This window comes from Novosphingobium sp. SG754, from assembly GCF_013149315.1.
In the GTDB taxonomy this organism is placed as follows: domain Bacteria; phylum Pseudomonadota; class Alphaproteobacteria; order Sphingomonadales; family Sphingomonadaceae; genus Novosphingobium; species Novosphingobium capsulatum.
In genome coordinates this window covers 927859-949543 of sequence record NZ_JABGCC010000001.1, presented here as the reverse complement: position 1 = coordinate 949543, position 21685 = coordinate 927859, and the positions used below count along the sequence as shown (strand labels likewise).

General features: G+C 65.6%; 17 protein-coding genes. 7 read left to right on the top strand and 10 right to left on the bottom strand.

Annotated features, from left to right (window positions below):
* The 3 genes from FHW97_RS04415 to FHW97_RS04405 are packed head-to-tail and all read right to left on the bottom strand — an operon-like array spanning position 1 to position 3204.
* The gene (locus FHW97_RS04415) at positions 1–1410 is read right to left on the bottom strand and encodes an amidohydrolase family protein (protein WP_171798121.1); all 1410 of its coding nucleotides are present in this window, start codon (positions 1408–1410) and stop codon (positions 1–3) included.
* Positions 1407–2081, bottom strand: a complete 675-nt coding sequence (locus FHW97_RS04410) for a cysteine hydrolase family protein (protein WP_171798120.1) — start codon at positions 2079–2081, stop codon at positions 1407–1409. Before FHW97_RS04410 ends, FHW97_RS04415 begins: the two co-directional genes overlap by 4 nt.
* The gene (locus tag FHW97_RS04405; RefSeq protein WP_107715788.1) at positions 2074–3204 is read right to left on the bottom strand and encodes an LLM class flavin-dependent oxidoreductase; all 1131 of its coding nucleotides are present in this window, start codon (positions 3202–3204) and stop codon (positions 2074–2076) included. Before FHW97_RS04405 ends, FHW97_RS04410 begins: the two co-directional genes overlap by 8 nt.
* Positions 3205–3422: 218 nt before the next feature.
* Between FHW97_RS04405 and FHW97_RS04400 the strand changes: the two genes are divergently transcribed.
* Complete coding sequence (locus tag FHW97_RS04400; RefSeq protein ID WP_171798119.1) at positions 3423–4265, top strand: oxidoreductase; 843 nt, start codon at positions 3423–3425, stop codon at positions 4263–4265.
* Positions 4266–4410: 145 nt separating this feature from the next.
* Here the strand turns inward: FHW97_RS04400 and FHW97_RS04395 are convergent, their stop codons facing one another.
* The 3 genes from FHW97_RS04395 to FHW97_RS04385 form a co-directional block, all read right to left on the bottom strand.
* Complete coding sequence (locus tag FHW97_RS04395; protein WP_171798118.1) at positions 4411–6741, bottom strand: acetamidase/formamidase family protein; 2331 nt, start codon at positions 6739–6741, stop codon at positions 4411–4413.
* A 128-nt stretch (positions 6742–6869) separates the two neighbouring features.
* Positions 6870–8060 (bottom strand): SRPBCC family protein, encoded by a 1191-nt coding sequence (locus tag FHW97_RS04390; protein ID WP_171798117.1) that lies wholly within the window; start codon positions 8058–8060, stop codon positions 6870–6872.
* Between the two features lie 186 nt (positions 8061–8246).
* Complete coding sequence (locus FHW97_RS04385; RefSeq protein WP_171798116.1) at positions 8247–8732, bottom strand: VOC family protein; 486 nt, start codon at positions 8730–8732, stop codon at positions 8247–8249.
* 200 nt (positions 8733–8932) lie between these two features.
* On the opposite strand from FHW97_RS04385, the gene FHW97_RS04380 reads away from it, so the two are divergent.
* A complete protein-coding gene (locus tag FHW97_RS04380; protein WP_107715792.1) occupies positions 8933–10024 on the top strand; it encodes an acetamidase/formamidase family protein in 1092 nt (363 codons plus the stop codon).
* Positions 10025–10197: 173 nt separating this feature from the next.
* Here the strand turns inward: FHW97_RS04380 and FHW97_RS04375 are convergent, their stop codons facing one another.
* Both FHW97_RS04375 and FHW97_RS04370 read right to left on the bottom strand, forming a co-directional pair.
* A complete protein-coding gene (locus FHW97_RS04375) occupies positions 10198–11094 on the bottom strand; it encodes a ribokinase (RefSeq protein ID WP_253941545.1) in 897 nt (298 codons plus the stop codon).
* Positions 11094–12362, bottom strand: a complete 1269-nt coding sequence (locus tag FHW97_RS04370; protein ID WP_171798115.1) for an MFS transporter — start codon at positions 12360–12362, stop codon at positions 11094–11096. The genes FHW97_RS04375 and FHW97_RS04370 overlap by 1 nt, the downstream gene beginning before the upstream one ends.
* Positions 12363–12681: 319 nt before the next feature.
* On the opposite strand from FHW97_RS04370, the gene FHW97_RS04365 reads away from it, so the two are divergent.
* Genes FHW97_RS04365 through FHW97_RS04350 form a run of 4 tightly spaced genes read left to right on the top strand, consistent with a single transcriptional unit; the run spans position 12682 to position 16907 of the window.
* Positions 12682–13500, top strand: a complete 819-nt coding sequence (locus FHW97_RS04365) for a class III extradiol ring-cleavage dioxygenase (RefSeq protein WP_062785657.1) — start codon at positions 12682–12684, stop codon at positions 13498–13500.
* A 1-nt stretch (position 13501) separates the two neighbouring features.
* On the top strand, positions 13502–14875 hold the full coding sequence (locus FHW97_RS04360) for an amidohydrolase family protein (RefSeq protein ID WP_171798114.1): 1374 nt from the start codon (positions 13502–13504) through the stop codon (positions 14873–14875).
* Between the two features lie 17 nt (positions 14876–14892).
* Positions 14893–15708, top strand: a complete 816-nt coding sequence (locus FHW97_RS04355; protein ID WP_171798113.1) for a TauD/TfdA family dioxygenase — start codon at positions 14893–14895, stop codon at positions 15706–15708.
* Entirely contained in the window at positions 15705–16907 is a 1203-nt protein-coding gene (locus tag FHW97_RS04350) for an MFS transporter (RefSeq protein WP_171798112.1), read from the top strand. Before FHW97_RS04355 ends, FHW97_RS04350 begins: the two co-directional genes overlap by 4 nt.
* Before the next feature lie 170 nt (positions 16908–17077).
* Here the strand turns inward: FHW97_RS04350 and FHW97_RS04345 are convergent, their stop codons facing one another.
* Positions 17078–18163 (bottom strand): TauD/TfdA family dioxygenase, encoded by a 1086-nt coding sequence (locus FHW97_RS04345; protein WP_370525270.1) that lies wholly within the window; start codon positions 18161–18163, stop codon positions 17078–17080.
* Between the two features lie 348 nt (positions 18164–18511).
* Between FHW97_RS04345 and FHW97_RS04340 the strand changes: the two genes are divergently transcribed.
* On the top strand, positions 18512–20845 hold the full coding sequence (locus FHW97_RS04340) for a TonB-dependent receptor (RefSeq protein ID WP_171798111.1): 2334 nt from the start codon (positions 18512–18514) through the stop codon (positions 20843–20845).
* A 223-nt stretch (positions 20846–21068) separates the two neighbouring features.
* Here FHW97_RS04340 and FHW97_RS04335 read toward each other — a convergent pair whose 3' ends face one another.
* Positions 21069–21677, bottom strand: a complete 609-nt coding sequence (locus FHW97_RS04335; RefSeq protein ID WP_028657614.1) for a 2-dehydro-3-deoxy-6-phosphogalactonate aldolase — start codon at positions 21675–21677, stop codon at positions 21069–21071.
* Positions 21678–21685 lie beyond the last annotated feature (8 nt).

Below are 21685 nucleotides of genomic sequence, written 5' to 3'. Positions count from 1 at the left end.
TCAAGCCACCGGCCAGGCGCAAGGGATCGTCTTGCCGGCCCGTGCGATCAGGCCCGGCGCCGCCGCCTGCACGCTGGCATAAAGCGCTTCCTCGTCCACGTTGGTCATCCGATAATTATCCACCAGGCGCTGCCCATCCACCCACACGCTGTGCACGCCGCGCCCATCGGCCGACCAGACAAGCTGGTTGATCACGTTGAGCAGCGGCGTCCATTCCGGGCGGTTGCGATCGTGTGCCACGAAATCGGCCTTCATGCCCGACACCAGGGCGCCGACCGATCCAGCCAGGCCCGCCGCCGCCGCACCATGCAGCGTGGCGCATTCCAGTACGGCATGCGCGGGGAACAGATCGCCATCGCGCCGCGCATCCTTGAACAGGCCGGCGAGCAGGTACATCGCGCGCATCAGATCGGCGATATTGCCGTTGTTGTTGCCATCGGTGCCCAGCTGGATCGGCACGCCCGCCGCCTGCATTTCCGGGAACTTGCCATGGCTGGTCACGCCATAGCCGCCCTTCATCGCGGTGAGCGGGCAATGCGTCACCCGCATGCCGCTGCGCGCCACGGCTGCTACCTCGGCATCATCCAGGTGGATCATGTGCGTGAGCGAAAGATGATCGCCCAACGCGCCCAGTTCTTCCAGATGGAGCAAGGCGCGCTTGCCGGTGGTGGCGAGGTAATACTCGGGATCGGACGGGTCGGCGCTCATATGCGCGGTGATGCCCAGGCCGCGTTCGCGCACCATGGCCGTCGCCGCGCGCCACAGATCGTCGGTGGCGGTATTGTGTCCGACCAGACAGCCCCAGGCCGCCAGGCGCTTGTCATCGGCCACCGGCCAGCGATCCAGCTGGCTTTCGAGCCGGACGATGGCATCGCGCGTAAGCGTGGCCTGATCGTCCGTGGGGGCAAAGGCGCGATCCTGAATCCACTGCCCCAGCCGCCCGCGAATGCCCACGGCATCGACCGCCTCCATCACGGCGGGCAAATCCAGGATCGTGCCGGCCTCGATGAAGGTGGTCACGCCGTTCTTGAGCATTTCCACCGAGGCCAGCGTCGCCGCCAGCTGTTCCTCGGCCGGGGTCTGCGCCATGTAGGTCGGGATCAGCCAATCGAACACGTTGGTGCGCCAATCGGTATCATCGGGCACATAGCCGCGCGTGATCGGCTCGCCAGTGATATGCACGTGGCAATTGACCAGCCCCGGCGTCAGCACGAAACGGCTGCCGTCGATCACGTCGCGCGCGGTAACCTGGGCCATGATCTGCGCGGTCGGGCCCACCGCCACGATGCGATCCCCCGCCACGGCCAACGCGCCATCGCGCCAAACCTGACGGTTGGCATCCATCGTCACAATCCAGGCATTGCGGATCACGAAATCGGCGGCGATGGGGCCGTCCCCGTCCAGGCTCATGCGCGCCACGCCCCCACCACCGCGGCGCTGGTCGTCAGCAGCGAACAATGCTGCGCCATGGCCTTGAGCGCGTGCACATGCAGGTCAGGCTCGGCCGCGGCGCAGGCATCGGACACCACGAAGGTGTGGTAATTGTGATGAAACGCATCGCGCGTGGTGGAATCGACGCAGCAGTCCGTCGTCAGCCCGGTCATCACCAGGGTATCGATGCCGCGCGCGCGCAGCTGCATATCGAGGTCGGTGCCGTGGAAGCTGGAATAGGCCAGCTTGGCAATCTCGATATCCCCTGGCCGGGGCGCCACGCGCCAGTAATCCTCGCCGCCGCTGCCGATCCGGCAGATCGCCTCGCCGCCAGGAGAGCCGCGCCTCGCCATCCAGGTTTTCAGCGCCTGGCTGTCGCTTTCCGGCCGGGTCATCACCCGCATGAAGGCCACGGTAACCCCGGCCGCGCGGGCTGCGGCGATGAGGTCCTCAATGCGGTCGACCGCCTTGTCGGACTCGGTCATGTCCGCGCCATAACCGGCGACCACGCCATGCGGCGCGGCGAAATCGACCTGCACATCGACCACCACCAGCGCGGTGCGCGCCGGCGCGATCATCGCGCCGGGCTGGGCCACGTGCGGCAAGGCGGTGGCCGGATCGATCACGGTCTGGGCCGCCGGCTCAGGCATCGATCGCCTCCTTGATCTTGCCGGGAAACCGCGCGCGCAGGACGGGCAGGATCTTTTCGGCAAAGACCGGCAGCATCGTCAGGTAATCGGGGAAGATCAGCATCAGCCCATCCAGCGCGGTCTTTTCAAAGATTTCGGTCAGTTGCGCCAGCACCGTCTCGGGCGAGCCAGCCACATGCGGGGCCATCAGCGCCGATCGCGCCTTGCGGGTGAAATCGTTCTCCTTGCCGATTTCCGCGTCGAGCATGCCATAGGCGCGCATCATGCCCCACAGCGTCTCTTCATCCAGCCCATCGCGATAGGATTGCACCATGGCCTCGGCCTCGGCATCGGTTTCGCCAATGACCAGGATCATCATCGAATAGGTGCGGATGGCATGGCCCAGTTCCAACGCGCCAGCCTTGGCCTTGTGCGTGTTGGCAATCAGCTCGTCCAGGTTGTTGCCCGCCAGGAACAGCGCGTCCATGTGCTCGGCAGTAAAGCGCACCCCGGCCTTGGACGTGCCGGCGCAGACCAGGAACGGGCGCTGCTGCGGCTTGGGCCACGACGTGCAATCGTCCAGCGTGAAATACTTGCCATGGGCGGTGACCCGGTCTTCGCTCCACAGCCGCTTGATGTTCTCGATCCACTCGGTGGCCAGGACATAGCGCTCGTCATGGTCGACGCCTTCGGGCCAGGCGCCCATCTGGGCAAATTCACCCTTGTAGGCGCCGGTCACCACGTTGAGCCCGGCGCGGCCCCCGCTGATCTGATCGAGCGTGGCAATCATCTTGGCCGCCACCGCCGGGTTTTGCAGCAGGGTGTGGATCGTCGCCCAGACCTTTACCCGGCTGGTCGCCTGGGCCAGGCCGGCCATCATCAGCGGGCTGTCGAGCGAGGATTCCCAGTGCTGGATTTCGCCGCCGTAGCCCTTGAACTTGGCCATCGCCATGATGAAGTCCAGCCCCATGGCATCGGCCAGCTTGGCCACTTCTAGATTATAGCCATAGGAGCCGTCGAGCCGCGGCGAATTCTTCGAAATGATCCAGCCGCCGTTGGCCATCGGCATGAAGATGCCGATGTCGCGCCCGCCGCTGTCGGAAGGAAGGCCGAAATGCGCAACCGTGGTAGTGGGTTCGGTCATGGCTGGTCCGTGATTTTGCAGTGATGAACAGGATGTGTGGCGCGGGTTGGGATCACGGGCAAGCTAGGGCGGCTTGGCCCGCGCATCTTGTCACCACGCGCACGAAGGTTTGTGCAGCGCATGAACTACAACGCTGGCGCACAAATCCATGCGCGCCACGGCAAGACGCACCCGCCACATCCAACTAGCCCTGGCGCAAACAAACAGAAGGAATGCGCATGGCAAACTGGTTCATCACAGGCGTCAGTTCGGGCCTGGGTCTGGCCTTGGCCCGCGCCGCGCTGGGGCGTGGCGATGCCGTGGTGGGCACGGTGCGTGCGCAGGCCGACGCGGAAATGTTCACCGCCCTTGCCCCCGGCCGCGCTCATGCGATGAAGCTGGACGTGACCGACGAAGCCGCCGTGCAGGTGGTGATCCGCACCGCGCAGGGGCTGGTCGGCCCGCTTGATTACGTGGTCAACAACGCCGGACGCGGCTTTACCGGCGCGGTGGAGGAAACCAGCCTGGCCGATGCGCGCGCGCTGTTCGATGTCAACGTGTTCGGCCCGATGGCGGTGATCAAGGCCGCGCTTCCCGCCATGCGCGCCCGCCGCGCCGGGCACATCGTCAACATCACCTCGGTTTCCGGCCTGGCGGCCTGGCATGGCACGGCGATCTATGGCGCCACCAAGTTTGCCCTGGAATGCATCGGGCGCACCCTGGCGCAGGAAGTTGCGCCGCTCGGCATCAAGGTAACCAACGTGGCGCCCGGTGGATTGCGCACCGCCTTTTCCGCCGAACGCCTGCCCGGCGCCGATCCGGTCATCGCCGATTATGCCGGCACCGCGCATCTGGCGCGCCAGATCCTGCAGGACAAGCACGGCAACGAGCCGGGCTGCCCCACGCTGGCCGCGCAAGCGATCCTGGCCGCGCTGGATGAGCCCGAGCCACCGCTGGTCCTGCTGCTGGGTGACGACGCGCTGCACTATGCCGAACACGAACTGGGTCACTTGGCTGGGCAGTTCGATCGCTGGCAGGGCTATACGCTGGCGATTGCGGCGGAGCCGGTATTGCTCGAGTGATCGAACGGGTATCCGCAACGTCGTGACGGCAAACAGCGGGACCCCGGATCAAGTCCGGGGAGACGATGCCTGAAAGAATGTCTTTCCACGTCACCCCGGACTTGATCCGGGGTCCCGCTTCCTTGGCGCGCACCGCAACCCGCGATCAGCTGGTGAACAGCGCCTTGCGGATCACCGCATGCACGCCCCAGTTCCCATTGGCGACTTGGCTGATCCCGAAATCCACGCCGACCGAGAGCAGCGAGATCGCCTCGTCCTCGGTCAGGTCGCGGATGGTCATCAGGAAGCGCCGCGCCTTGCGGAAAGCGTCGCGCATTGCCGCATCGATCGATGATCGCTTGTAAACCTCGCTCTGCGCCTTGCCGCCCAGGTCGCGCAGGTAATCGGGGTTGGAAAAGCCCAGGATCACGTATTCGGTGGGCGTTTCGATCATCGGATAATCCAGCTCGCGCACATGGGCCGGCGCGCCCTTGGCCTTGTGCAGGATCACCTGGATTACGGCGGTCATCGAGCATTCGATCGCCGTGCCGCACAGTTCGCCATCGCCCTGGCTGGCGTGGGGATCGCCCAGCGACAAGAGGCCGCCCGGCACCGCCACGGGCAGGAAAACACTCGCCCCCGGCCCCAGGCGCCAGTTGTCGATATTGCCGCCGAAATTGGCCGGCGGCACCGAATCGACCAGGTCGGCATGGGCCGGCGCCAGCGCCACCACGCCGAAATGCGGCCGCACCGGTATCTCGATATCGCGCAGCACGTTGAAGTTCTTCTCGATCGTTTCCGGGTCAACCGGCACGCCGGGGTAATCGTACATCGGGTGGATCACGCCCGAGGGGTCTTTCTGCGGCGTCCAGCGATAGTTGTAGACCGCGTGCGCCAGCGGCAGCCCGGCGCCCTTTTCGATCTCGTAGATGGTGATCACTTCGCGCGGCTTCGGCTCCGTGATCAGTTCGGCATAGTGAAAACCCCAATAGGCCGCCACATTGCTGCCGAATGCGCGGCCGGCAAAGCGCGGGTTGCGGCTGGGGCGCGGATCGATATCGAGGATGCGCACCTGCACCACGTCACCCGGCTCCGCCCCGGAAATGGCGATCGGGCCGGTGCAGATATGCACGCCAAAGCCCTCGCCCGGCCCGCGTCCCAGCACCGAGGCATCGAGCGGCCCGGCCCCGCGCCGATCCACCACCTTGCCCTCGGCGGTCCAGCGATAGACTGCCTCTGCCGCCGGGTCGCCATGGATCATGCGTTCGGCGTCATCGTTGGCGTGGTGGGTCAGGGTTTCCACCGTGACATAATCGCCCGAGCAGACTTCCAGCGCGGGTTTCAGATGCTTGCTGAAATAGCCCCAGTGGATCGTATCGGGGCGCACCGGCAGCACATGGTGGCGCACGCCCGGCGCGGCATCGACCTGCACGTCCTCGACCAGGCCATCGGCCTCTACCGCCGGATCGAGGGTGGTGGCGGCAGGCGCTTCCTCGCGTTCTTCGGGACGGGCATCCTTTTGCGCGCTGGGCCGCCCGCGCCGGGGTGCCTCGATCGCCTCGTCCGGCAGGGCCCCGACCTTGCGGTATTCGCGCGGGCTCATGCCATAGCGTTCGCGGAATGCGCGGCTGAAGCTGGCGCTGTCGTTGAACCCCCACTGAAAGAGGATTTCGGAAATGGAGCGCTGCGCGTGCAGCGGGCTGCCCAGGTCCAGCCGGCAGCGCTCCAGCCGACGGAACTTCACGAACTGGCTAAAGCTTTCGCCCGCGCTTTCGAACAGTTTCTGCAGATAGCGCGGGGAAATGCGGTGCTCTGCCGCAATCTGGTGGATCGACAGATTGGGATCGGACAGGCGCATTTCGATCGACTGGAACACCCGTTCGAGGATCGCCGCGCGTGCGCCGGCCGCGCCGCCCAGTTCCTTGACCGGCGCCTTGTCGAGCAATGTCGCGGCGATGAATTCGGGCAGCGCCAGTTCGACCGGGCGGATCTGGTCGTCCGACACGTCGACGATGGTATCGGCCACCGAGCGCAGCAGCGCCGAGAGCATGCGGCCGATCGCCTCGTCGGCAATCAGGTTGCTGATCTGCGATGGCAGGGCCGAGCGCGAGCGCAGCGCAGGCAGCGCGTGCGGCACCTTGACCAGCAGAAAGCGGTGTTCGCCGTTCAGGTCGATCTGCGTGCGGGCAGAGCCGCCGCCATAGAGAATGTCCCCTTCGGACAGCTCGATCGCGGTGGTGCCCTGCGTCGCGCTCAGCCGCCCTTCGAGCAGCAGCACCAGCCAGAAACTGGGGGCATCCTGGGCCATGTCGATCGCCAGGCGCTGGCCATTGCCGGTCACGCGCACGAACTGGATGCCCTGGCCGCTGGTAAAGCTTACCAGCTCGCCATAGAGTTCCTCAGCGGTGCCAAGCACTTCGAGGCTGACACGCTGCAGCGCAAAACGCCACGCGTCCTGGCGCTGCTCGCGCGGGTAGGCATTGGTGGTAAAGCGCAACGGCTTGCCCCCTAGGTTGAGCGACCCTGATGACGGCGCGGCTTATGGTTGCCGGCCTGGCAACCACCTTACGCCATCTGTGATGACACGCAATGCTGCACCGCAAACAAAACGTGCCCCGGATCGGGTCAGGCCTGGGTCATTTCCCGGGCTGCCAGGCGCTGGTGGGTGGCGCGATAGCGGTGCACCAGCCACTTGTTGAACTGGCCTTGGGCGCCTTCCTGCCAGGAATAGCGCCCGCGCGGGGCAAAGCGCGAGCGCAGGCCCTGCTGCACCAGTTCATCGACATGCAGGTCCTGCGCGATGATATGGCCCGAGGCGCGGATGTTCATGTCGAGCTTGTGATCGAAGGCCGGGTCGGCCATCGCGCCCGGCGCAAACAGGAAGCCGGTGTCCATCTCCAGCGATTCCGGGCCATTGGGCCGCAGGATCAGATAGATCACCATGTCGCTCATCATCACCAGGCTGAGCGTGGGCGGGATGTTGGCAAAGGTCATGCGCATGCGCGCTTCGTCAGACAGGCCGGGGAACACAGGCAGCACGGCCTTTTGCGTGGCGTTGAAGCTGGCATCGGCGTGAAGCGTGCCGTTGAAGCGCAGGAAGCCGCCATCGGCCGGGTCGCTATCAGGAAACACCGCCAGGCCCGATGGCACGAAATCGTGCAGCGGGCCGTGGTGCAGCCGGCTGGCATGATAGCCATCGTTGTTATTTTCGAACATGACCTTCCAGTTCCACGGCAGCGTGGGTGCCGGATCGGGGCGCGGCCCTTCGGCCCCGGCCAGATCATAGCCGGCAATGGCCTCGGCCACCGCCGTCAGGCGCGGCGCCAGCGGGGCGGCATCGGCATCAAAGTTGATGAAGATGAAGCCGTTCCACAGTTCCACCTGGAAAGTCGGCAGGCTGTATTGCGCCTTGTCGAAATTGCAGGTCTTGCTCATCGCCGGGGCGGCGACCAGCTTGCCATCCAGGTTGTAGCTCCAGTGGTGATAGGGGCACAGGAAACCGCGCGCATTGCCGTGCCCGTCGGCCACCAGCATCGCGCGGTGCTGGCACACGGCCGACATCGCGCGGATTTCCCCATCCAGCGTACGCGACACCAGGATCGGTTCGCCAATCACGCGGGTGGAGAAATAGTCGCCCGGCTTGGCCACCCAATCGGCGCGGCCCACGCATAGCCATTCGTGGTTGTAGAGCGCCTCTTTCTCGAACGCATAGAATTCTGCGCTGGTATAGCACTCGGGCGGCAGGGTCTCCGCCTCGGCGAGGTCGGTCGCCGAACTCTCAAGCGAGCGGATGAAGCTGTCGGTAACGAGGGTCACGGGCGCAAACTCCTGAAACGGGCTGGATCGAAGCTCTGTTTAGCGGTGTTGCAGGCCGCTGGTCTTGAGCCGGGCAGCACGAATTGTTGAGCATGTGGTGCTGCGCAGTCTGCGCCAAGCCATGCTGCGCCGCAACAATAATGAAGAACACAATTGGCGGGGGATTTGCGTCCCCCGCCACCGGCATCACTCGCGGGTGAAGTCTGCCGGCACCTGCGGATCGGCCCCGGCCTTGCCCCACAGCAGGATTTCGTTGCCCCACGGGTCCTGGAAGGCATGGTTATAGCCGTTGAAAGTGGACCAATAGTGATTGCGCCACAGGATCGTGGCGCCGCGTTCCTCCGCCGCGGCCAGGATGCGATCGGCACTGTCATCGTCGCTGATCAGGATCCAGATGCGCGGCTTGCGCCCGTCGCTCGCCAGATCGCGCGGGGCAACACCGGCCGGTTCTGGGTGCGGCCGGGCATTGGCTGCGGCAAAGATGCCCAGGTGCAAGTTGCCGATCGCGCTGTCGCTGCCATCTGGGTTCTTGAACTGCCCGCCCGGCACCATGCGGTGATAGACCTCGGCCGGCTTTTCATCGTTCTGCCAGCCGAACACCTCGGCATAGAATCGGGCCGCGGCGGCCGGGTCATCGGCAGGCATATCGACGAAAATCAGGGTGTTGGGCATTGGCAGCGCCTTTCCTTGGCCAGCAGGGTCAATAGCCACCTTGTGGCAAGGCGCGGCCCCGCCCGGCTTGGACCTGCGCGCACCGATTGTTGATCCGTGCGCGGCGCGGCCAAGTCATAGGGCGCGCGCAAACAAGACCGCAGCGCAGCATTGGCCCGACAACCAAGGCGTCCTGATACCCATCGAAACGAGGCACACGCATGAGTTTGGTCTGCACCCACGGTCAGCAGCGGACGGCTACGGCGCCCGGCGCCCTGCACTATCTGAAAGCCACGCCCGAGACCGTGCACTGGGGCTATTTCTCGCCCACGATCAAGCCGGCCCTGACGATCAAGAGCGGCGATCTGGTGCATGCCGAAGCAATCACCCACCATGCCGGCGATGCGCCCGAACTGATGTTCGACGAAGGCGTGGAGCAGATCTTCACCCAGATCGATCCCACCACCCGTGCGCCGGGCGTGCACATCATGACCGGGCCGATCTTTGTCGAAGGCGCCGAGCCGGGCGACATGCTGGAGGTGCGCTATCTCCAGATGGTGCCACGCAACAACTATGGCTCCAACCTCGCGGCCAACTGGGGCCACCTCTATCAGGAGTTCGACGAGAAGGAGCGGGTGACGATCTACCAGCTCGATCCCACCACGCAAACCGCCAGCGCGCTCTATGCCTATGATTTTCCTGGGAAGTACCTGGTGCCCGGCACGATCACCAACTGCCCGGTGTGCGATCGCCAGCCCGCCTTGCCCGGCGTGACCATCCCGGCCCGCCCGCACCTGGGCACGGCCGGCGTGGCCCCGGCGGTGAACGAGCCGGTCAGCACGATTCCCCCCGGCCTGCATGGCGGCAATATCGACAACTGGCGCATCGGCGCTGGCGCCACGATGTATTACAAGTGCCAGGTCAAGGGCGGCCTCTTTTCCATCGGCGATCCGCATGTCAGCCAGGGCGACGGCGAGATTTCCGGCACGGCGATCGAAAGCTCGCTCAACTGCCTGTTCCAGATCATCCTGCGCAAGGATTTCGATTTCCCCTCGCCGCTGCTGGAAACGCCCAAGCACTGGATCGTCCACGGCTTTGGCGAAGACCTGGATGCGGCGATGAAGAACGCCTCGCTCGACATGCTCCACCTGCTGAGCGAACAAGTCGGCCTGTCGAAGAACGATGCCTATTCGCTGATGAGCGTGGCCGCCGATTTCGGCGTGACCCAGGTGGTGGACGGCACGCTGGGCGTGCACGCGCGGATCAACCGCGACATGTTCCCCGCCAAGGGCGTGGCCAAAGACCCACAGTAAGCCCTGCCAAGGGTCGCACAGGAAGCGCCGGAGAGCCTTGGCTTTCCGGCGCTTTCTCGCATGTGGGTTTGGGTGACGTGCCAGCGCCCTTCGACAGGCTCAGGGCCAACGGGGAAGCAGGTTTATGAATACCGTTCGGGCTGAGCTTGTCGAAGCCCCCGCCCTTGCGCGCCCTATCCGGCCAGACCCGCGTCCACCTCTGCCCGCGTGGGCATCGAGGCGGCAGCACCCAGGCGCTGCACCGAGATTCCGGCCGCAACCACCGCCACAGCCAGCGCGTGGGCCATGGTTTCACCTTCCGCCAGCCGCGCGGCCAGCACGCCGCAGAAGGTATCACCCGCGCCGGTCGTATCCACCACCGGCACGGCCCGCGCAGGCAGGCGGATCGTGCCGTTCGGCCCTTCGGCCAGCACGCCGGCGCCGCCAAGCGTGACGATCACCCACTGCCCTTCGCGCGCCATCAGCCGGCGCGCGGCCCCGGCCAAGGCGATGTCTCCCTCCGGCACGCCTTCGCCCAGGAAAAACGCCAGTTCGGTTTCGTTGACCACCAGAATATCGGCCAGCGGCAGGATCGCGCGCCCTTCGGCCGTGGCCGGCGCGGCGTTGTAGAGCGTGCGTGCGCCAGCCTCGCGCGCCAGGGTTAGAAAGCTGGCCACGGCCTCAGCCGGCACTTCGGCCTGGGCCACGGCCAGGGCAGCACCGGCGGGAAAGTCTGACGGGGCAGGAAGCGCGGCATTGGCGCCCGCCACGATCACGATCTGGTTCTCGCCCGCGTCAGACACGAAGACATGCGCAAGCCCGGTTGGGCCAGGCAGCCGCGCCACCGCGCCGGTGCCCACGCCGGCCTGAGCCAGGGCATCGAGCATCGCCACGCCATGGGCATCATCGCCCACCGCGCCCAGCATCACCGTGGGCATGCCCTGGCGCGCGGCGGCGACTGCCTGGTTGGCACCCTTGCCACCGGGCAGCAGGTCATAGCTGGTGGCCGCAACCGTTTCCCCGGCAAGCGGCAGGTGCGGCACGCGCATGACCAGATCGCGGTTGATCGATCCGAAAACGACGACTGCCATCAGGCGAGCACCAGATCGCCCGTGGCGCTGTCTGCGGCCGGGCGCGCGCCTGGCGCGCTGGCAGCAAAGCGATCGGGATGCGGCAAGAGCGCGAGCAGCACCATGCCCAGCGCCAACGCGCCGACGATGGCAAGCGTGGCCGCGACATAAGAGCCGCTACGGTCAAAGCTGATATCCATCAGCATAGGCGCCACCCCTTGGATAAAGGCAACGACAGCATAGAATGCACCGACGATCGTGCCGAAGTGGCGCAGCCCGAAATAGCGCGACACGAAATACGACAACGCGGCATATTCCGCCCCCATGCCGATGCCGAGCAGTGCGCCGGCAGTGATGATCGCCAGGCTGCCGGTGGAAAACTGCAGGATCAGCATGCCGGCCATGGCACTGGCATACATCGGCAGGATCAGGCGCGGGGTGCGAAAGCGATCGAGCAGACCGCCGGTCACTACCTGCCAGCCTGCCGTGACCAGGGCAAAGACCACCACCACGCCCGTGGCATGCGCCAGCGACACACCATGGCCCATGAGGATCGGCACGACATGGGTGAACATCGCGGTCATCCCGCCGGCGCCGGCCGCCACGGCCACCAGCATCAGCCAGAATGCGCTGGTGCGCGCCGCCTGGCCCAGGCTCATGCCGCTGGCGAGCGGGGACATGGCATGGCTATCACCGGCCGCAGCGGGTGGCGCATCGCGCATCCACAGCGCGATAAACGGCGCGGCCAGCGCCACGATCAGCCCGATGACGACATAGCCCATGCGCCAGCCATGGCTGGACAGGACCACGCCGGCCACGATCGGCATGATCGTGGCGCCCAGGCCATTGCCCACGCCCGCCGTAACGCCCAGCATCAACCCGCGCCGTGCATCGAACCAGTTCGACACCACCTTGCTGACCATGCCCGTGGCCGCCATCGTGCCGAACAGCCCGACCACGGCGAAGCGCCAATAGAAATCGAGCATCGTGCCATCGGCGCGCGACACCAGCAGGATGCCCACCGCCAGCCCGAGATTGCCCGCCAGCAACAGCCAGCGTGCGCCAAACCGGTCCATCGCCCGGCCGATCAGCGGATAGCTGATTGCGCTGATCACCGAAATCAGCCCGAGCACGCCCGAAACACCGGCACGCGGCCAGCCGAAATCCTGCGCGATCGGCACCAGGAACACGCCGATCGTGGCGGAAATCGCCGCGGTCATGCACAGGGTGTTGGCGATGGTGGCGGCGATGGCGACCTTGGCCGCCTGATAGCTGGGCGCAGAAGGCATGGTGCGCGGCGAGTCCCGGATAGTGAATGGCGCGGCTATCAGACCCCACGCCGGCGCGCTTGCCAAGCATGGAGGCCCGCTCGCAACAACGAGGGCGCCCGGCATCAATTTGATGGCGCCAGCAAGTGCCGCTTTACAGGCACTTGGCCACCGAACAGCCGCGCCTTGCAAAATTGCTTGCGCGGGCCGTCAAGACGGGGAACCCCTGCCCGGCTAGGTCGAGGCCGTTGATCGTGCCATCACCGAGCGGACCTTTCGGCGCAAAGCCCGGAACGACGATGCCACGATACTGCCGATGCGCAAGGAGCCAAGCGACCTCATGCCCGATTCCGCCACCCGGATGCCCAGCCTGTTCATTCCCCACGGCGGCGGCCCCTGCTTTTTCATGGACTGGCGCGCGATGGGTGGGCCGGCCGACGCCTGGGACAAGACCGCCGGCTATCTCAAGGGCCTGATCGCGAGCCTGCCGGAAAAACCCAAGGGCATCGTGGTAATATCCGGGCATTGGGAAGAAGACGCGTTTACCGTCGCTTCAGCGCCCGCACCGGGCATGATCTATGATTACTATGGCTTTCCGCCGCACACCTATGAACTGAAGTTTCCTGCGCCGGGTGCACCTGCGCTGGCCGAGCGGATCGTGGCGCTGATCGAGGCCGAAGGTCTGCCGGCGCGCACCGATGCCACGCGCGGGTTCGACCACGGGGTGTTCATCCCGTTCCTGCTCGTCACGCCCGAGGCGGATATTCCCGTGGTGCCGCTGTCGCTCAAGCGCGATCTCGATCCTGAAGAGCACCTGCGCTGCGGCCGCGCCCTTGCTGCGCTGCGCGACGAAGGCGTGCTGATCGTGGGTTCGGGCATGAGCTTCCACAACATGCGCGCGTTCTTTTCGCCCGCCGCTACGCAGCCTTCGGCCACGTTCGATGCCTGGCTTACCCAGGCGATCGAAAGCCCGCCCGAACAGCGCTGGCAGGCGCTGCGCCACTGGGCCAGTGCGCCCGCTGGCCGGCAAAGCCACCCGCGCGAAGAGCATCTCATCCCGCTGATGGTGGCGGCCGGTGCCGCTGCCGATGCGCCGGGCCAGCGCGACTTTACCGACAACGTGATGATGGCCGATATCTCTGCCTTCCGGTTCGGCTAGGATGCAGGCGGTCGATACCTTGGTCACCGGCGCGATGCTGGTGACGATGGATGCGCAGCGCCGCGTGATCCGCGATGGCGCGGTTGCCATGGCACAGGGCCGCATCGTGGCGGTGGGGCCAAGCGCAGAGGTGTCCGGCATGGTTGCGCCGCACGAGGTGATCGATGCGCGCGGTTTTGTTGCCACGCCCGGCTTCGTCAATGCCCACGTGCATCTGACCGAAACCCTGATCCGCAATTTCCTGCCCGAGGCGCTGCCCTTTGACGAAGGGCTCAACCAATGGGTGATCCCGCTCTATCAAGGGCATACCCCGCAGGAACAGGCAATCGCCGCGCGGCTGGCCGTGCTGGCCATGCTCAAGACCGGCACGACCACGTTCCTCGAAGCCGGCACGCTGATCGCGTTCGAGGCCGTGGCCCAGGCGCTGGAGGGCACAGGCATTCGCGGACGCATCGGCCGCTGGTGCATGGACCGCGCGTTTGCTCGTGGCGAGGACCAGGCCGCGCTGACCCAGGCCGCGCTCGACGCGTTTGGCGCCGATCTGGCTGCCTGGCCCGATGACGGACGCCTGATCGCCGCCTGGCCGCTGCTGGTCGGGCACATGACCAATACTGCCGAGCTGTGGCAGGCGGCCACGGCCATCGCGCGGGCGCGGGGCTTGCGCATTTCTGCCCATATGGCGCCCGCCGCCGGTGACCCGGAATGGTATCTGGCCAACACCGGCAAGCGCCCGGTGGAATGGCTGGCAGACCTGGGCGTGCTGGGCGATCACCTGTCGCTGGTGCACATGGTGCATGTCGACGAACGCGAAGTGGCCCTGCTGGCACAAAGCGGCACGCATGTGGTGCATTGCCCCGAAGCCTCGCTCAAAGGCGGCTATCAGGCCACCACGCGCGGGCTGTTTCCCGAAATGGCCGCCGCTGGCGTCAACATCGCGATCGGCACCGATGGCGGCGATCGGCATGATCTGATGCCCTCTGCCCGCCTGATGGCCGGCTTGTGGAAGGATGCGCGCGGCGATACCGCGCTTTTCCCGGCCGAAAGCGCGCTGGAAATGCTCACCGTCAACGGCGCGCGCGCCATGGGCCTGGAAGGCCAGGTGGGCACGCTGGCCGTGGGCGCGCGGGCCGACCTGGTGCTGCACGATACGCGTCGCCCGGAATGGGTGCCACTGCACAACCCGGTGCAACAGCTGGTGTGGTCAGCCGATGGGCGCGGCGTGCACAGCGTGTGGGTCGATGGCCGCCGCGTGGTCGACGCTGGGCGCTGCACCACCATCGATGAAGAACAACTGCTGGCGCAGGCGCAAGACGCCGCGCAAGCGCTGGTTTCCAGGTCGGGCCTGCCGCTGCGCATGGCCTGGCCGGTCCTTTGAAAAAGGCGAGCATTCCCATGGCCTATGAAACGATAACGGTACGCGATGTAACCCCGGCGATCGGCGGGGAAGTCTTTGGCCTCGATCTGACCCAACCCCTGCCCGACGCGCAGGTGGCCGAGCTGAAAGCCGCCATGGCCGATCGGCTGGTGCTGTTCTTCCGCGATCAGCCGATCGGCCACGAAGACCATATCCGCTTGGCCAACTATTTCGGCGGCGTGCACATCGCGCCCAGCACCGCGCCCTGGCAGGTGCCCGGCCACCCGGAAGTGACCATCATCCACGCCGATGAAAACAGCACGTTCGTGGCCGGCGAAGACTGGCATTCCGACATGAGCTGCGACGAAGCACCGCCGATGGGCTCGATCCTCTATCTCCACACCATGCCGCCCGTCGGCGGCGATACGGTGTTTTCCAACATGTATGCCGCCTATGACGCGCTGTCTGACCGGATGAAGGCCTATCTTTCGGGGCTGACCGCCGTGCACGATGCCGTGGTCGGCTTTGGCGGCATCACGCCCGAAGGCATGAAGCTGCCGCGCCACAGCCATCCGGTGATCCGCACCCACCCGGTGACGGGCAAGAAGTGCATCTATGTGAACCGTGGCTTCACCACCCATATCGAGGGCGTGCCCGCGATCGAGAGCCGCGCGATCCTGACCTATCTCTATGAACACGTGCAACATCCGATGTTCCAGTGCCGCTTTCGCTGGCAGCCGCATTCGATCGCCTTCTGGGACAACCGCTGTGCGCAGCATTCGGCGATCTGGGACTATTTCCCGCAGGTCCGCTCGGGCTATCGCGTGCAGATCCTGGGCGAAAAGCCGGAATGAGCGCCGGCCACCACGCCTTCACCGCGCGTGAAGGCGTGGTGGCGCTGGCCGTATCGCTGGCGCTGTTCCTGGGCCAGGGCATCGTCTTTGCCGGCATGGGGCTGGCGCTGTTTGCCACGGGCCAGGCCCTGCACCTGGGGCCGGCCGCGCTGGGCGCAGCCTTTACCATGGTGATCGTGGGGGCCAGCGCCGGGGCCACCCTGCCCGTCTGGCTGATCACGCGGGTCGGCGGGCGCCTGACAATGACCGGCGGCGCGCTGGTCATGGCCGCGGGCCTCGCGCTGGCGGGCCTTGCCAGCGGCCTTGCCCTGCTGCTGCCGGCCATGGCGCTGGTGGGTGCGGGTTTTTCCCTGCTGGCCAATACCCCGGCCTATGCGATGATCGCGGGCTGGTCTGGGCCGCGCACCAATCGCGTGCTGGGCCTCTATCTCATGATCGGCGCGCTGGGCAATGCCGCCGGGCCGGCGCTGGGCCAAGCACTGATCACCGATGGCCTGGGCTATTGGCGTGGCACTTGCGGCCTGGCGCTGGGCCTGGCGGTGCTGCTGCTAACCGTGCTGCGCGATCCGCCGGCGCCTGCCTTGCCCGATGCCCCGCGCGCGGCAGGCTGGTGGCGGCCGCTGCTGGGCCCGCGCTTTGCCGTGCTCGCCAGTGCCATGGTTCTTTCGCAAGCCGTGATCATGACCGCGCTCAGCGTTGCGCCGGCGCATCTTTCCCCGGCGCTGGGATGGAACGCGGGCGCCGTGGCGCGGGTGCTCGCGCTGCAAGGCCTGCTTGGCGCGCTGGGCACGGGCCTTGCCGGCTTTGCCCTGCGCCATGTCCGCGCGGTGCGGTTGCTGGCGCTGTCGCTGTTGGCCACGGCGTTGGGCATGGGCGCCCTGGCTCAAGGCGGTGCGCTGATGGTCAACTGGGGCTTTGTGCCGCTGTTCGGCGTGGGCTCGGCCCTTGTCGCCATGGCGGTCACGGTACTGCTTATGGAATGGTTCGGGCACGAAACCGGCACGGCCGGCCTCGCCCTGTGCTGGACGCTCGCCGGCCTTGCCGCGTTAGGGCCGGGCCTGGCCGGGGTACTGGCGCAGTGGACCGGCAGCTATGCCGGCGCGATATGGCTGCTGGGCGCGTCATGCGTGCCAGTGGCAGTGGCGGCGGGGGTCTTGCACCGTGCCAAACCTATAGAGACCCCGTCATCCCGGGCTTGACCCGGGATCCCGCTTTTCTGTCTTAGGCCGAGAAAAGAAGCGGGACCCCGGATCAAGTCCGGGGTGACGGTTAGGCAATGCCTGTTTGTCTGGTTTTCGATCTCTGACCTGCCAACAAAACAGCCCGGCGGATCGCTCCACCGGGCTGTTTTTGTGCGCCAAAAATTGGTTCAGGAAATCAGCCGCGGCACTGCCATGCCGCGCACATCGAAATGCGCATCGGGATGTTCGGCCGCGCCATCGCGCGGGGCGGCACGGTGCTGCACCACGCCGTTCTTGCCAAAGCCTTCGACCACCGGGCGCGCGCCCTTGCTCGACAGCCACAGGCGCAGCAGGTGGCGCTTGCGCTGCGGTTCGGGCCAATCCCAGAATGTGGTGCGCGCATGCAGCGCGGCATAGTTTGACAGCCACTGGATATCGCCGGGCCGGAAATCCATCTCGATCGCCATGCCGTCTTCATAGGTGATCTCGTCGAACAGGCGCAGCACCTCGATCTGGTCGGCGGTCAACTGCGGCACGCCGGGATATTCCTGCGCGGTAAGGATATAGAGCGAGCCGGCATACATGCTGAACACGCCATCCTCCAGGCTGACGATCGGCGAGGTATAGGTATCGGCCGGGGCTTCATGATCCTGGCGGCGCCAGTCCCAGTGGAACGGCTCGAACAGCAGCGGCGCCAGATCGGGGCGGCGGCGCAGGATCTCGTTGTAGATTTCCGCGCCCGAAACCAGGCACGAAAGCCCCCCTTCCCGCGCCCCGCGCAGACACATCAGCGCGACGATATCCGAACTGTCAGAGTGATAGACCAACTTGTCGCGCACTTTGGATGACAGGGCAGTGGGATCGTCCATGGTCTTGTCAGACGTGGCATAGACATGGTCGATCAGGTCGCCCATCTCGTTCTGACGGATGGGATCGCCCATGTGCAGGCCAAGAATGTAATAGATCGCACAGGACAGCGCATCGGAATAGAGTTCTGCACGCAGGCCCCGCACCAGCACGAAGCCGCGCCCGAAATCCACTTCCTGACGCCATTCCTCGCAAGCCTGGGCAGTTTCCACCAGCGGATAGTCCTGCGCCTGCACCGTGCGCAGATCGGGATCGTCGGCCATGAAGCGCGCGCCCAGCGTTTCCAGTTCGGCAATCTGCGCAGCCGACAGTTCAAAGACCCAGTCCTGTCCCTGGCTCAGCCGGTCGCCACGCCAGGCGGCGCGGCTGGTGATGGGGGATAGCACGGGGGCGGAAGGCGTGATCACGGACAAGGCTTGGTTCCTTTGCAGCGGCGCGAAAGCATCTGACGAAAAAGCATGTGCCATCATGCACTGCGCCATGTCTTGACCTGGCGCGCAAGAGATTTGGACCGGCACCGCCCGCGTCATCCGACATCATCGGTCCTTTGGGCACTTTGCATTGCAACATGGGGCTTGCTGCAACGCGGATCGGTCAACTATTCGTGCGTTGCCACGCAAGACCGCAGGGCGGTTGAACACCGATGCTGGGGCACGACAAAAAGGCCGGCCATAACGAAGGCCAGGTTCAGGGAGAACATACAGCCGGGAGGCTGTCTGAAAGCGATGAAAAGCATTTCTCGAGGGGGGAAACCCATGCGCCCGTCATCCGTCCTGCTCACTGCCACTGCATCGCTCCTGGCGCTTGCCGCCACCTCTGCCCGCGCCGCCGATGCGGCCAGCGCAACCGCCGCCGAAACGGCGCCTGCTCCGGCTGCCGATCCGATGGTCGACGCCGATGGCAGCCCGCTCGGCACCATCGTGGTCAACGGTGAAAAGCGGGAAGTGAACCTGCAAACCGCACCGATCGCGATCAGCACCGTTTCGGCCGACGCGCTGCGCCAGCGCAACGCCACCGAGCTTGCCGATCTCAACGGCTTCGTTCCCGGCCTCACCGTGACCAAGAGCGAGGGCAACGAACGCGTCATCGCCATTCGCGGCGTCGGCTATGAAACCGCACAGAACCCCAATTCGCAGCCCGGCGTCGCGTTTCATATCGACGGGGTCTATATCGCCCACGTCGTGGCGCTGAACCAGGATCTGCTCGATGTGGATCACGTGGAAGTGCTCCGCGGCCCGCAAGGCACGGTGTTCGGCCAGACGTCCACCGGCGGCGCGGTCAACGTGATCACGCGCAAGCCGGTGCTCGGCGAATATACCGGCGAAGCGCAGCTCAGCTATGGCAACTACAACTATGTGCGCGCCATGGGCACCTTGAACGTGCCGATTGCCGAAACGCTGGCGCTGCGCGGCACGGTGCAATACCTGCGCCATGATGGCTATGGCTATGCCGTGGGCGTGCCCGGCTATGCCAAGTATCCGCTCGACGATGCCAACAATATCGGCGGCCACGTCTCCCTGCTGTGGCAGCCCAGCCCCGATACCAGCGTGACGCTTTCGGCCCAGTCGTTTGATGCCAGCCACAATGCGGCGCTGCAAAAGTGCCTGCTGTGCAGCACCGATCCGGCCGCCGGCAGCACCACCTACATCGCCGATCCCAATGCCGATCCCCGCGTGGTCAGCCAGGATTTTGGCGGCAAGTACGTCACGAAAACGCGCATGGCCTACCTCTCGATCGCGCAGACGATCGATGACAAGGTCGTGCTCAAGTCGGTCACCGCCTACCAGTATCTCAACAAGAACCAGTCGGGTGACAACGACCGCTTCATCTATGCCAACTATCACGACAACATCGTCAAGTGGCAGGACATGAGCAGCACCTGGACGCAGGAAGTCTCTGCCTCGTCCACGCCCAACAAATCGCTCGAATGGGTCGTCGGCGGGTTCTACCTGCGCCAGCATGCGCTGCAGAACATCATGGAATACACCACCGGCGGCTTTTCCACCGATCCGGCCACCGGCCAGGCCGTGTCGTTCCAGACCGACAGCCCCTACCAGCACACCTCGTGGGCCGGGTATGGCCAGGCGATCTTCCACGCTACCGACGCACTCGATCTGATCGCCGGCGCGCGCTACAGCTGGGACAAGATCTCGGCCCAGCCGGTGCAGTATTTCGCCACCGTGCCCGAACGCATCGCGACCAGCGATGCGCTGACCGGCAAGGTCAGCGTGCAATACCAAGTCACGCCCAACAACATGCTCTATGTGACCGGTTCCAAGGGCTACAAGCCCAGCGGCGTCACGTTCGCGGGCAATTCGATCTTCGTGAAGAGCACCTACGCCAAGGAAACCGTCTGGGCGGCCGAAGTGGGTTCGAAGAACGAGTTCTTCGACAAGACCCTGCGCCTCAACGTGGCGGGCTATTACTACTGGTACAAGGATTTCCAGTTCACTGCCGAAGACCCGGTGCCCTTTGCCGGTGGCACGGCCAACATTCCGCGTGCGCAGACCTATGGCGTGGAGTTCGAAACCACCTGGGCGCCGACCAAGCAACTGCGCTTTGACGGTACCCTCGCGCTGGCCGAAGGCAAGTTCCACGGCGACTATTACACGATCGACAAGCAGACCGCGCAGGATATCCGCGCCACGACCTATGCTGCGCTGGGTTATCCCGCCGGGTGGTATTACGATCCGCGCGTGATTGCAGCGGTGATCGCCGCGTCCACCAATACCAACGGCAAGAAGATTCCCAAGCTGCCGGGTGTGCAGGGCAGCTTTGCCGCGACCTATACCGCGCCGGTTGGCCCGGGCGAGCTGATGCTGCGCGGCGAAGTGATCTATCGCGGCAAGTTCAACTCGCGCATCTTCAACGTGCCGCAGTTCGACACCGTGCCATCCTACACCATCGGCAACCTGATGATCCAGTATCAGCCCGATGCCTCGCCGTTCACGTTCTCGGTCACGGGCACCAACATCACCGACAAGGCCGGGGTCAGCAACAAGTTCGCCGATCCTTATGGTTCGGGCACCACCAGCGTGGAATACATTCCGCCGCGCCAAGTGTTTGCCACGGTCGGCTACAAGTTCTAAGACGCGTCGTTTCCACCTTGCCGGCAGCGCGGTTCACACACCGCGCTGCCGTTTTTTTGTGCGGGTGGACTGTAGGTTACAACCTCAAACCATCGTCACCCCGGGCTTGCCCCGGGGTCCCGCTGTTCTTGATCCAAGCGCCAGGAGCGAAAGAAAGCGGGACCCCGGATCAAGTCCGGGGTGGACGAGGTGGTTTACAAGAGCCTGAGGGTCGCTCAGTTGATCAGTCGATCAGGCGGTGCACTTCGCGCACAAAGGCCTTGGCTGCCTTGGCCACGTCTTCCGCGCTGCGCCCGGCCTTGTAGAGCGCCGAGCCCAGGCCCCCACCGGCCGCACCCGCCGCCATCCAGTCTGACAGGTTTTCCGGCGTGACGCCGCCCACGGCCAGCACCGGCACATGGCGCGGGATCACTGCCAGTTGCGCCTTGAGCACGGCGGGGCTCGCGGCCTCAGCGGGAAACAGCTTGAGACCGTGGGCGCCGGCGTCGAGCGCGGCAAAGGCTTCGGTCGGCGTGGCATAGCCGGGCAGCGACACCATGTCGTGCGCCACGCTGCGCGCGATCACTGCCGGGTTGACGTTGGGCGAAACCACCAGTGTGCCGCCGGCATCGCGCACCGCATCCACCTGGTCCACATTGAGCACGGTGCCCGCCCCAACCAGCACGTTGCTGCCATAGCGGTGGGCGATCTTCTCGATCGACACCAGCGGATCGGGCGAATTGAGCGGCACTTCGATCATGGCAAAGCCGGCCTCCACCAGAACATCGGCCATGGCCTCGATCTCGTCAGGGCGCACCCCGCGCAGGATCGCCACGAGCGGGCAATGGCGCATGGCCTGGG